Source organism: Saprospiraceae bacterium (assembly GCA_016717265.1).
Classification (GTDB): Bacteria; Bacteroidota; Bacteroidia; order Chitinophagales; family Saprospiraceae; genus Vicinibacter.
Window position 1 is genome coordinate 776,149 of the sequence record JADKFX010000001.1, and the last position, 13,798, is coordinate 789,946.

Consider the following 13,798-nt stretch of genomic DNA (forward strand, 5'->3'; position numbering starts at 1 on the left):
CAAATTTTAAACAAGAATTTTAATAATTTATATGGATTTAGTAATAAGAAATATTGTCTTTTTTCTTTTTTTTGTTTCAACAATTATAGCACAGAATAAAGCTGTCTCACAATCCGAAAAAGGAATATCACCTTCAAAAATAGTCAATAATCAAAAGTCAATAGTCAATAATACCTATGCAGTTGTCGTCGGCATCTCCGACTACCAAGACCCCAGCATTCCCGATCTTCGTTTTGCAGATAAAGATGCAGAAGCTTTTGCAAATTATTTAAGTTCTGATGCGGGTGGTAAATTGGATGTTGATCATTTAAAAGTATTATTAAATGAAAAAGCAACGGTAGCACAATTTGCAATTGCATTAGATTGGTTGATGGAAGTAGTAAAAGAAAATGATCAGGTTATTATCTATTTTTCAGGTCATGGAGATGTAGAAAAAAAGACGATTACCCAACCCGGATATTTACTATGTTGGGATGCACCGGCAAGAGTATATCTGGCAGGTGGAGCCTTAGCACTTCCTATGTTTCAAGATATCATCACAACACTCTCAGCGCAGAATAAAGCAAAAGTCATTGTTGTAACAGATGCATGTCGATCTGGAAAATTAGCTGGAAGTAGTGTTGGAGGTTCACAAATTACAGGCGCCAATCTTGCCAAACAATATTCCAATGAAATTAAAATACTTTCCTGTCAACCGAATGAATATTCTATTGAAGGAGAACAATGGGGCGGTGGTAGAGGTGCCTTTAGTTATCACTTGGTAGATGCATTATATGGAATGGCTGATAACAATAATGATCTGATTGTAAATCTTCAGGAAGCAGGAAGATATATTGAAGATCATGTAAGTGCTGAGGTTGCGCCAGTGAGTCAGGTTCCGATGGTATTAGGCAACAGAAACGATGTTTTGTCTAAGGTAGATCCAAGTCTACTTGCTTCCATTAAATCAGGAAAGTCAAATCAGATGAGTTTTTTATCTTCAATCGATTCTAGAGGAATAGAAGAAGATGTGTTGTCAATGGTAGACACTTCTGTAAGATTGACTTATCGATTGTTCAAACAAGCTTTAAAAGACAAAGCATTTTTAGAGCCAGTTAATGCATGCGCTGAAACTTACTTAAACCAATTAATTCAAGAGCCAAAATTTGAACGATTGCATTCCACAATCAAGCGAAATTATGCAGCTGCGTTGCAGGATGATGCACAGCAAATGTTGAATAGGTTATTAATTTCTGATCCGACAATATATGGTTTGTCTGTTAAATTGCAAACAAATAGATACGAACTATTTCCTAAGTATTTGGAAAGATCTGCAGAATTGCTTGGGGAAAAACATTACTTGTACTACATTTTAAAGGCAAGAATGAATTTTTTTAAAGGATATTTATTACAATTATCAAATGTCAATTTTAATAAGAATATAGGACTTCGATCCATAGAATATTTTAATAAGGCTATTCTTTTTCAAGCAGATTTTCCATTGCCTTATTGGCAACTATGTAATGTATATGGTCGAATTTTTAATAAATTGGATTCTTCAAAATATTTTGCAAAACGTGCTATGGATCTACAACCAAACTGGCTTCTTCCTTATTTGTCAATGGCCATAATCATGTACAATTCATTCAAACAATTTGAAGCTGCTGATCAATATTTTGAATTAGCTAACCAAATTGATTCAAATTCAGCGGTCATTTTAAATGGCATAGGTGTAAAGTACTTTGAACAAAAAAAATATACTAAAGCTGAAGAGTATTATAAAAAAGCTGTACTGAAAGCTCCGCTATTTGTATACCCTTATAGAAACCTCGGTGATTTATATTTGGAAAGTAGAAGATTCATTGAATCTGAAGAAATGTTTAAGCTTGCCCTTCAATTAGACCCAATGAATGAGTATTCAATTTCATCACTTGCAAATTTATATTTAAAAACAAAACAATATACCAAATCTGAAATATATTATGTCGAAGCTCTAAAAATTGATTCAAATGCAATTAATTTTCAAAATTTAGGTTTTTTCTATACTAAAACTAAAAAGTATAAGCAAGCGGAACAATATTTTATTAAAGCAATACAACTTGATTCAAGTCTTGCTATTGCTTTTTCAAATCTTGGGTATATTAAAATGGAAACCAAACGGTTAAATGAAGCAGAACAAAATTTTATTAAAGCAATTCAACTTGATCCAAGTCTTGCTATTGCTTTTTCAAATCTTGGGCATATTCAAAAGGAAACCAATCGGTTTAATGAAGCAGAAAAAAATTTGAAAACAGCAATTCAACTTGATCCAAATCTTGCTGTAGCTTATTTAAATTTAGGCTGGATGCAAAAGTATACCAAACGGTTTAATGAAGCAGAGCAAAATTTTAAAAGAGCCATTGAACTCGACCCTAATTCAGACAATTATAATGGATTAGGATCATTGTATGTAGCAAATCAAAAATTCAATAAAGCAGAAATGGTTTTGAAGAAAGCTTTTCAACTAGATTCATTACATCAAAGTTCTATTAATAGCCTTGGATATCTTTATTACATAACCGGTCGGTTAAAGGAATCATTGGAATTTTTTCAATTGTCATATAAAATTGATCCAACTGATAATTATGTACTGAATAGTCTTGCGTGTTTATACGGACACCTCAATCAAGTAGAGAAGGCATTTACATATTTGAATCTTGCATTGGAGCAAGGATGGAATAATATTGAGCAGTTGGAAAACGATGATGATTTATTGCTTTTGCGAAATCAAAAAGAAAAATGGAAGGCACTGATGAAAAAATATTTTCCCGACAAGATGAAAAATGAAAAATAATCCCGATGGGACCCATTATTGGCAAAGCAATACTGAAAATACTTTACAAAAAATAGTCAAGAAATAATCCACAATAAAAAATGAAAAGTAGTGTCATTCAATCAGTCCTATTTCTATTTTCCATTTGTCTTTTTTCGCAGCAAAAAGGAGCAAGTCCTCTTCCACTTATAGAACAAAAACTATCAAATACAAACACATATGCTGTCGTCATCGGTATCTCCGATTATCAGGATCCCAACATACCTGACCTGCGTTTTGCGGATAAAGACGCCGAAGCATTTGCCAACTATCTTCGGTCAAATGCAGGGGGAAATTTAGATGTTGATCATTTAAAAGTATTACTCAATGAAAACGCAACCGTTGCGCAATTCGCCATTGCATTAGATTGGTTGATGGAAGTGGTAAAAGAAAATGATCAAGTCATTATATATTTTTCAGGACATGGCGATGTCGAGAAGAAAACCATTACACAACCAGGTTATCTCTTATGTTGGGATGCACCATCCAGAGTTTACTTGGCAGGCGGAGCTTTAGCGCTTCCCATGTTTCAAGATATTATTGCAACACTTTCCACACAGAATAAAGCAAAAGTGATGGTCATTACTGATGCTTGCCATTCTGGAAAATTAGCGGGAAGTTCAGTTGGTGGATCACAAATCACAGGTGCGAATCTTGCCAAGCAATATGCGAATGAAATTAAAATATTATCCTGTCAACCCAATGAGTATTCCATCGAAGGGGAACAATGGGGCGGAGGACGTGGAGCCTTTAGTTATCACTTGATCGATGCCTTGTATGGAATGGCAGACAACAACAATGATCTCATTGTAAACCTTCAAGAAGCTGGAAGATATATAGAAGATCATGTGAGTTCAGAAGTTTCGCCAATCAGTCAGGTTCCAATGGTATTAGGAAACAGAACTGACCCGCTGTCTAATGTGGATTCAAAAATGCTGGCTTCCCTTAAATCAGGAAAGTCAAATCAAATGTCATTTTTATCTGCCATTGACCCGAGAGGAATGGAAGAGGATGTTTTGGCCAACGTAGATACATCAGTTCTATTGATCTATAAATTATTTAAACAAGCCCTCAAGGATAAAGTGTTTTTAGAACCCATGAATGCTTGTGTAGAAACTTATTACGCTCAATTGATAATTGAACCCAAATTAAAGCGATTGCATTCAACGTTGAGACGAAATTATGCTGCTGCTTTACAGGATGATGTGCAACAGGTTATCAACAAATTGATGACAATGGAGAATACAGAAATCCTCCTCTATCGCCTCGAACGGCTCAAAAAGTATTCATCCTATCCGCGCTTACTAGAACGTGCTGCCGACTTGCTAGGATCAAACCATTATATTTACCCAACTTTGAAGGCGAGGAAATCATTTTTTGAAGGATGGCTCCTGCAACTGGAAAGCCCACTTAACCCAGATTCAATACTAGCCAATAGAATTTTAGAAAAATACAGACATTCAGTTACGTTGCAACCTGATTTTGCATTAGCATATTTTCAAATGAGTAGTGTATTCAATAGACTTTCCCCAAATTTAGATTCCTTGTTGTTTTACCATTACAAGTACATCGAATTGGCACCTACTTGGACTTGGGCAATAAACCAAACATCCACCCTTCTTATCAAATCCAAAATTAAATTTGACGTTGCAAAAAAACTCCTTGATCAATCGTTATTAATTAATTCAACTAATGCAGATACTTGGACAAAAGTGGGAATGTTTTATTATCATTGGTTTGAAACTAATAGAGACTATAGACATTTGGATAGCATGGAGGCATGCCTTCAAAAAGCATTGGGCATAGATTCCTTAAATTATGATACCTGGAATTGGCTCGGAATATTGCATTTCAATGGGCGAAATGACGAATCAGGTTCATTGCCTTTTTTTCAAAAAGCTATAGAGATGCACAATCCATCAGCCAATGTTTATATGTACATTGGTGCAGTTCATGCTAATGCTGGGAACCTTAAGGAAGCAGAAAGTTTCTATAAAAAAGGTTTATCCATTGAGCCTTACCATGATTTATGTTTAATTTATTTGGCACGCATCTATATGAAAACCCATCGAGGGGAAGAAGGCAAAGTATTGCTTCAAAAAGCTATGGCATACGATTCAACAACCACAAGGGTCCAATCTAACTTAGGGTATACTTTTTATAATAATGCCTATTATCCCGAAGCAGAAATAGCTTTCAAAAGAACAATTGCATTAGACTCTTACAATATCGGTGGTTGGTTAGGGCTTGGAGATGTTTACTGGAAGACAAAGCAGTATGCAGAACTGGAGCAAGTGTATTTAAAAGCCACTACAATAAACCCTAAAAATGCAGTTTTATTTAGATATCTAGGCGATTTCTATCTCTTTACCAATAGAGACAATGAAGCTAAATTTGCTTATAAAAAAGCATTGCATTTGAACTCAAAAGCTTATAACTCATTAATGGGTTTAGCAACCGTTTATGCCAGAATACAAGATATTCCTTTATCATTTAAATATCTCAGACAATCATTGGAAGCTGGCTTTTCTGACTTCAAATCGCTCGATAAAAAACCGGAATTTGCTCTGCTCCGCACAAAACCAGAGTGGATGGCATTGATGAAAAAGTATTTTCCGGAAAAAATTAAAAATTAATAAATATGAAAATTACGAATTACAAGATTGAAAATAACGGAATGCAATTATTATTTACGAAAAGATAGTACGAATTACGGAAAGAAAAATTGATAATTACATGAAAATAATTACATGAATAAATTACGGATTTTTTATGCAATAGCTGATTGAAAATAATTGAATATTTTAACTTCAAATGCAAAGAATGAAAAACCACATAATAATAATTGTATTGACTCTTTTTGTTTCTGCAACGGTTGCGCAACAATCTAATACTAAAACGCAATCGGAAAAAGGAATAGCCCCTTTAAAAGTCGTCAGTAATCAGTCGTCAATCGTTAGTAACACTTACGCCGTTGTTGTTGGCATCTCTGACTATCAGGATCCTGGAATTCCCGACCTGCGATTTGCTGATAAAGATGCAGAAGCTTTTGCAAATTATTTAAGTTCTGATGCGGGTGGTAAATTGGATGTTGATCATCTGAAAGTATTGTTAAATGAAAAAGCAACTGTGGCGCAATTTGCAATTGCATTAGATTGGTTAATGGAAGTTGTAAAAGAAAATGATCAGGTAATAATTTATTTTTCAGGTCATGGAGATGTAGAAAAAAAGACGATTACCCAACCTGGATATTTATTATGTTGGGATGCACCGGCAAGAGTATATCTGGCAGGTGGAGCCTTAGCACTTCCTATGTTTCAGGATATTATCACAACACTCTCAGCGCAAAATAAAGCAAAAGTCATTGTTGTAACAGATGCATGTCGATCTGGAAAATTAGCTGGAAGTAGTGTTGGCGGTTCACAAATTACAGGCGCCAATCTTGCCAAACAATATTCCAATGAAATTAAAATACTTTCCTGTCAACCGAATGAATATTCTATTGAAGGAGAACAATGGGGCGGTGGTAGAGGTGCCTTTAGTTATCACTTGGTAGATGCATTATATGGAATGGCTGATAACAATAATGATCTCATAGTGAATTTGCAAGAAGCAGGAAGATATATAGAAGATCATGTGAGTGCCGAGGTCGCACCTGTGAGTCAGGTTCCAATGGTATTGGGCAATAGAACGGATGTATTATCAAAAGTAAATGTAGAAATACTTGCTGCAATAAAATCCGGAAAGTCAAGTCAAACTATGATGTTGTCGGCAATTGATACAAAGGGAATGGAAGAAGATGTTTTATCAATGGTTGATACTTCTGTTAGAATGACCTATAAATTATTCAAACAAGCATTAAAGGATAAAATATTTTTAGGTCCGGACAATGCATGTGCAGACACCTATTATGAACAATTGATTAAGGAGCCAAAATTGGAAAGATTGCATTCCACTATAAAAAGAAATTATGCCGCTGCTTTGCAAGATGATGCACAGCAGGCAATTAACAAATACATGAAAGCAGATGTGCGTGAGATTAGTCTATCACATAAAGCAAAAGTCGTCCGTTATAACGATTTCCCTCGGCAATTAAACCGCGCTGCAAGTTTGCTTGGGCAACAACATTATCTATATCGAACCTTACAGTCTCGAAGAGCATATTTCGAAGGATTTCCGTTGATTTATGGTGGAGAATTCACACAAGATATGCTTAAAAACGCAGCGGCAAATTTTCATGAAGCACTTGCATGGAACCCTGACATGCCGCTCGCACATTTGGGGATGGCATGGATCCATGGTTATGGATGGGCACAATCCGATTCTGCAGAATATTACATTAAATTGGCTACCCAGAATTCTCCTACTTGGATATGGCCTTATGTGCAACTGTCGAAAATCTATTCAACTATGATTTTCGATTTTCTTAAGGCAAAGGAATACCTTGACCTTGCTGCTCAGATAGATTCTACCTCACCACTATACTGGGAAGCAGAAGGCAGCTATTTTTTTCAACAAAAAAGATACAGTGAAGCTGAACTTGTATTAAAAAAAATCATTGAAAGTGCTTCCTCCACAATTTGCCTGCCTTGTTCTCAAAATATGCTGGTACAAATTTATCTATCAACCGAAAGATTGAATGAGGCGATGGACCTTGCTCAAAAATTGGTTTCAGGAGATTCCTCAAATTTCTCTTCACACAATATGATGGGGGTTGTTTTGACTAAAATGGGAAGGTATAAAGAAGCTGAAAACGAATTCAGAATATCTGTGGAACTATCTTACAATAATACTAATCCTGAAAGTTTAATGTATTATTGGAAGGCATATATTTATCAAGAACAAAAAGAAGTAGCTAAAGCATTTGAGGCATTTGAACAATCTATAAAACTTGGTTACGACGATTATACTTGGATGCAAGTGGACCCGGATATCGCCCCATTGCGCAAAAACACTGAGGAGTGGAATGCATTGATGAAAAAATATTTTCCTAAAGAAATTAAATAGTACAATCCTATAATTCTATTATAAATATATGTTGTGTTTAAATAAAAAAAAATGAAAATGAAATTTGCAAATAGTAAATCAATTAAAATTGGGAATATAAAAACAGTATCGTCTATACTTGTAATATTTTTATTTCCATTTTTTGTTTTTACTCAACAAAAAGGAATATCACCTTCAACAATAGTTAATAATCAAAAATTAATAATCAATAATAACTACGCCGTTGTCGTTGGTATTTCGGATTATCAAGATCCTGGTATTCCCGACCTGCGGTTTGCGGATAAGGATGCAGAGGCATTTGCGAATTATTTAAGATCTCCTGCAGGTGGCTCATTGGATAATGATCATATGAAAGTATTGCTTAATGAAAAAGCTACGATGGCACAATTTGGAATTGCACTGGATTGGTTGATGGAATCCGCAAAGGAAGGAGATAAGGTTATTATCTATTTTTCAGGTCATGGAGATGTTGAAAAAAAGACACTCACTCAGCCGGGATTTTTATTGTGTTGGGATGCACCCGCAAGAGTCTATATATCGGGAGGTGCATTTGCACTGCCCATGTTGCAGGAAGTAGTATCTACTATTTCCATACAAAATAAAGCAAAAGTAATGGTGATTACCGATGCCTGTCGATCAGGAAAATTAGCAGGTAGTTCAGTAAATGGGTCTCAAGCAACCGCATCCAATCTGACTAAGCAATTTGCCAATGAAATTAAAATTCTTTCTTGTCAACCCAATGAATATAGCATTGAAGGTGAGCAGTGGGGAGGAGGACGTGGTGCTTTTTCATATCATCTTCTTGATGCATTGTATGGAATGGCAGATAGTGATGCGGATCAATGGGTAAATTTATATGAAGTGGGTCGCTATTTAGAAGACCACGTTGCTAAAGAAGTTGCACCTATTAGCCAATTGCCAATGGTACTTGGAAATCGCAATGAAAGAGTGACGAATGTTGATCCAACTTTATTAGCATCCATCAAGTCTGGAAAAAAGAATCAATTAGAAATTTTTACTTCGATAGAATCTAGAGGGATAGAAGAAGAAGTCTTGACTGAATTAGATACTTCCTTAAATAATTTGTATAAACTTTTTAAAAAATCATTGAATGATAAAAAATATATAAAGCCAGAGGACGCTTGTGCTGATTTTTATTATGAAAAATTAATTGCAGAACCTAAATTAACAAAATTGCATTCTACCTTAAAAAGAAATTATGCAGCTGCGTTACAAGATGAAGCACAGCAGGTGATGAATACCATGCTAAAAAACGGATTTACTACAGAAATAACTTCAGGAATTCCTGTAACAGAATTATATAAAAATTATCCTGCATATCTGGAGCGTGCATCAGAATTATTAGGAAAATCACATTATCTCTATTCAAGTTTGCAAGCGCGAAAATATTTTTTTAATGCTAAAATTCAAAAAACACGAATATTGGCTAAAGAAAATTATTTGCTTGCAATACAAAAGCAATCAGATCTACCGCAAGCTTATGTAGAATTAATTTCAACTTGTTTGCCTACTGAAGAAGATAGCGCTGTAATTTATGCAAGTAAAGCTATCGGGCTTGTTCCTAATTGGGTCGTTCCAAACATTAAACTTTCTAGATTTTATATGAACAAGTTAAAGAACAGATTGAAAGCTGAAGAATTATTAAATGCTGCAGGAATATTGGACTCTAATTCCTTATTAGTATGGTATCAAAAAGGCTTTTTTTATTTTATGCAGAGAGATTATCAAAAGTCAGAGTATTGGTTAAAAAAGTCAGTTGCCAGCAATGAGGAAGGAATCTGTTTTCCATGTGCATATAATTTAATGGGAAACATTTACATTGAGACACGTCAATTTGATAAAGCCGAAGCTCATTTTCTTAAAGCGATTCAATTGGATTCGAATTATGCAAATGCTTTAAACCGGCTTGGGAAAATCTACTACCGTACGGGAAGATTTAAAGAAGCTGAAGAAATTTTTAATAGAGAACTTAAGGTTGCCCAAAATGAGAGAGAGAAAGCTTCACCATTTAATGAATTAGGCAATCTATATTGCGAATCAAATAGAATTAAAGAAGGTGCCGAGTATTATAAAAAATCAATGCAAGCGGATTCAACTTATGATGATCCAATATTTAATTTATTGCACTGTTATCCTATTGGAATAACTATTAAGGAAGGAAATGAACTTTGCAATAAGTTGCTATATCTTGATTCAATGAATACAAATAATATTGAAAATGTAGCTTATTTCTATGCAAGATCGAATAACTTAGGTCTTGCAGAATATTACATTAATAAATTTGTATCATCGAGTAAGACTAGCGAATCTTTCTACTCTTTAACCTGTGTTATGAGTTTACTTGGCAAACTGGATAATGCTTTTGATGCCTTAGAACAAGCCGCAAAAATGGGGTATGATTATCATTGGATGCAAAAGGATGAAGACCTCGCACCATTAAGAGAACTTCCAAAGTGGACAGAAATAATGAAAAAATATTATCCGGATCAAATGAAAAGTAAATAATTACGAATGAAAGATTGCATTTTTCTTCTGGTAGTAACTTTTTATACTTTAGTTGTTTCTGGTCAACAAAAAATGCAGAACTTTCAGAATGTAAGTATTGCTACAGAAAAAAATGTGGACCAGCATACAGAAGAATATTATTTGAAGGAAATAAAATCGAATCCAGAGAGCCCGGTCGTGTATTACAATATGGGTTTATATTATTCGATAAAATATCAATTCGATTATGCCGAAGCGCAATACAACAAAGCATTACAACTGGATTCAACTTTTGCTCTAGCTTATACAAGGTTGGCTGCTTTGTTTTTGGTATCAGGACAGATGGAAAGAGCAATTGCTGCTTGTGAGCAAGCCTTACAAATGGATACTTTATCTGCTCAAAATTATTTAAATATTGGTGTCGTGCAATTTCAAAATATGAAATTTGATGAAGCTGAATTGAGTTTCTTAAAAGGCATAACATTGGATTCCATGAATGCAGAAATATATTTGAATTTGGGAACACTTATGATGCAAGTCAATCGACAAACAGAAGCTATTTTTTATTTGAAAAAAGCATTACAACTCAATCCAAAAGATCCTGGATCCCCATATAGTTTAGCAAGTATTTATAGTTCTCAAGATAATATAGAAGAAGGATTCAATTATCTTGAAATAGCTTTAAAAAACGGAATATCATTTTATGATATGTTACAAGTAGATGTTACACTGACATCATTAAGAAAGAACAATATTAGATGGAAAGCATTAATGGAAAAACACTTCCCAGATAAACACAAAGACTAAAAAAGCAAAACAATGAAATACATCGTCCTCTTTCTGTTGTTGCCATTTTTAGCTTTTTCGCAAATCAAACCTGCCTTGCCGGCAGGCAGGGGAGTTTCACCAATACTCAATAGCCATAATGGATCCTCTGGAAATACCTACGCCGTAGTCGTCGGCATCTCCGACTACCAGGATCCTGCAATCCCCGATCTGCGTTATGCAGATAAAGATGCGGAGGCATTTGCTAATTATTTAAGATCACCAGCAGGTGGTAGTTTGGATAAAGATCATTTGAGATTGTTGACCAACTCAAATGCAACTGCAGGTAAAGTTGCCTCCGCATTATATTGGCTGGTTGATGAAAGTAAGGAAGCGGATCAGGTAATCATATATTTCAGTGGACATGGAGATGTTGAACGAAAGTTTATCGGACAGCCAGGTTTTTTGCTTTGTTGGGATTCTCCTTTCAATGTTTATATGGCCGGAGGTTCTATTGAATTGGGTATGTTACAGGCAGTAATATCCACACTTACGATTGAGAAAAAAGCCAGAGTTTTGATGATATCCGATGCTTGTCATTCTGGTAAACTGGCAGGGTCAAACATTAATGGTTCGCAAATTACAAATGCCAATCTTGCCAGACAATTTGGAAATGAAATAAAAATACTATCCTGCCAATCCAATGAGTATAGTCTTGAAGGAAATCAATGGGGAGGCGGGCGTGGAGTTTTTTCTTACCACCTTGTAAATGGATTGTATGGTTTGGCAAATCATAATAATGATGACAAATTAAATTTAAAAGAAATCAGCAGGTATTTGGAAGATTACATTCCAAAAGAAGCAGCTCCTGAAAAGCAAAATCCAGTCATCGTTGGAGATAAGGAAACAAATGTATCCAAAATATTCCCAGAATTACTTGTGACCCTTAGTCAAAATATTAGCAGAGAGATGCCATCATTTTTACCAACTGAAAATCGCGGTTTGGAAGAAGATGTACTTGCTGGACTAGATACCAATTCTCGTAAAATATATTTCTTGTTTAAAAAATCTTTGGAGAGTAAAACATTTTTCGAACCTGCAAATGCGTGTGCAGATTATTACTACGAAAAACTATCAAAAGATGATAGATTAAGTAGGTTGCACAATTCTATGAGAAGAAATTACGCTGCTGCTTTACAGGATGATGCTCAACAGGTCATCACGAAGTTATTAAAGTCTGATATAAGTGAAGTAATGCGTATATCAATTCAAAAATACAAGTTTTATCCTCATTATCTTGAAAAAGCATCCCAATTGCTGGGGGTAGAACATTACATGTATCCTGTCTTGCAGTGTAGGAAAGAATTTTTTGAAGGCTACCTTTTAGCAAGAACGTTTTCAAAACTTAGTCCGGCAAAAAGCAGAATGGCATTGTCCCATTACCGAAATGCCCTTCAATGGCAAGCTGATTTTCCATTGGCAAAATTAATGATGGGTGAATTATTTAGATACAAACTAATAGCACTTGATTCTGCATTATTTTATACAAAAAGTGCACTGGAATTTAACCCTACCTGGTTGGTGGCTTGCACAAATTTGGCTAGTTTGTATTTAATTGAATTCCGCGATTTTGAAAAAAGTAAACTGTATTTGGAGCAGGCAAGAAATATAGATTCCAGCTCAGCTCTTGTTCCTTTTTATTGGGGTTTTTATTTGAATTGGCTTAATAAATTAGCAGAGGCTGAACAACAATTTAAAAATGCTATTCACCTGGATTCTACATTTTTCTCAGCTAGACTTAATCTTGGTGGTTTATATACTAACACTAATCGTTATTCAGAGGCAGAACAAGAATTTCTAAAATGCATTCAAATTGATTCGAGCATTTCATCTAGTTTTATTAGCTTAGGGTATCTTTATAAAGTCTCTGGACGCTATGCAGAAGCAGAGCAGGAGTTCAAAAAAGCTATTCAAGTTGATTCAACTGAATATTTTCCATACCGTTACTTAGGAGAAATTTGCAAAGTTGCTGGACGCTATGCAGAAGGGCAATTCAAAAAAGGTGTCCAAGTTGATTCAAACAATGCGCGAGCTTATTATTATCTTGGAAAATTTTACCAGGACACCCTCCGGTTTACAGAGGCAGAGCAGCAATTCAATAAAGCAATTCAACTCGATTCATCTTGTAGTGGGTGCTACTCTGCACTGGCAAATATTTACAAAGACACACGCCGGTATACAGAGGCAGAGCAGCAATTCAATAAAGCAATTCAACTCGATTCATCTTGTGCTATGTGCTACTTTGCAATGGCAAATATTTACAAAAACACACGCCGTTTTTCTGAAGCAGAACTATATTATAAAAATTCCATCCAACGTGGTAATAAGAATGCGCTGCGGTATTTAGGTGATTTATACCTCGAAACAAAAAGAACAGAGGAAGCAAAAATGAGCTATGAAGAGCTATTGATAGAATCAGCAAAAGCGCCCAACTCTTTACTTGGCATGGCAATCGTTTATTCTCGAAAAGGTGATATTCCAAAAGCATTTGAATATCTTCAAAAATCATTAGAGGCAGGTTTTACTAATATTAAGAGACTCGAAGAAGATACTGACTTTTCACCACTCCGCGATTTACCGGAATGGAATGCATTGATGAAGAAATATTTTCCTAACATGATGAAAAATTAG

6 protein-coding genes are annotated in these 13,798 nt (G+C 35.0%); all 6 read left to right on the top strand.

The genetic code is table 11. The annotated features are described in order from the left end of the window. Positions 1 to 31 precede the first annotated feature (31 nt). The 6 genes from IPO86_03090 (at position 32) to IPO86_03115 (ending at position 13,798) form a co-directional block, all read left to right on the top strand. Positions 32 to 2,812 carry a tetratricopeptide repeat protein gene (locus tag IPO86_03090; GenBank protein ID MBK9727084.1) on the top strand — a complete coding sequence of 927 codons (2,781 nt, stop codon included), beginning with the start codon at positions 32 to 34 and terminating at the stop codon, positions 2,810 to 2,812. Positions 2,813 to 2,892: 80 nt separating this feature from the next. Then, positions 2,893 to 5,466, top strand: coding sequence for a caspase family protein (locus tag IPO86_03095; GenBank protein ID MBK9727085.1), 2,574 nt, complete (start codon positions 2,893 to 2,895; stop codon positions 5,464 to 5,466). A 187-nt stretch (positions 5,467 to 5,653) separates the two neighbouring features. Continuing rightward, positions 5,654 to 7,837 carry a caspase family protein gene (locus tag IPO86_03100; protein ID MBK9727086.1) on the top strand — a complete coding sequence of 728 codons (2,184 nt, stop codon included), beginning with the start codon at positions 5,654 to 5,656 and terminating at the stop codon, positions 7,835 to 7,837. A gap of 51 nt (positions 7,838 to 7,888) precedes the next feature. Continuing rightward, positions 7,889 to 10,363 (top strand): tetratricopeptide repeat protein, encoded by a 2,475-nt coding sequence (locus tag IPO86_03105; GenBank protein ID MBK9727087.1) that lies wholly within the window; start codon positions 7,889 to 7,891, stop codon positions 10,361 to 10,363. A 6-nt stretch (positions 10,364 to 10,369) separates the two neighbouring features. Beyond that, positions 10,370 to 11,149 carry a tetratricopeptide repeat protein gene (locus IPO86_03110; protein ID MBK9727088.1) on the top strand — a complete coding sequence of 260 codons (780 nt, stop codon included), beginning with the start codon at positions 10,370 to 10,372 and terminating at the stop codon, positions 11,147 to 11,149. 12 nt (positions 11,150 to 11,161) lie between these two features. After that, positions 11,162 to 13,798, top strand: coding sequence for a tetratricopeptide repeat protein (locus tag IPO86_03115; GenBank protein ID MBK9727089.1), 2,637 nt, complete (start codon positions 11,162 to 11,164; stop codon positions 13,796 to 13,798).

What these genes read in the sequence shown, in the direction of transcription:
- IPO86_03090 (MBK9727084.1), top strand. Translation starts at nt 32, where the DNA reads ATGGATTTAGTAATAAGAAATATTGTCTTTTTTCTTTTTTTTGTTTCA.
- IPO86_03095 (MBK9727085.1), top strand. Translation starts at nt 2,893, where the DNA reads ATGAAAAGTAGTGTCATTCAATCAGTCCTATTTCTATTTTCCATTTGT.
- IPO86_03100 (MBK9727086.1), top strand. Translation starts at nt 5,654, where the DNA reads ATGAAAAACCACATAATAATAATTGTATTGACTCTTTTTGTTTCTGCA.
- IPO86_03105 (MBK9727087.1), top strand. Translation starts at nt 7,889, where the DNA reads ATGAAAATGAAATTTGCAAATAGTAAATCAATTAAAATTGGGAATATA.
- IPO86_03110 (MBK9727088.1), top strand. Translation starts at nt 10,370, where the DNA reads ATGAAAGATTGCATTTTTCTTCTGGTAGTAACTTTTTATACTTTAGTT.
- IPO86_03115 (MBK9727089.1), top strand. Translation starts at nt 11,162, where the DNA reads ATGAAATACATCGTCCTCTTTCTGTTGTTGCCATTTTTAGCTTTTTCG.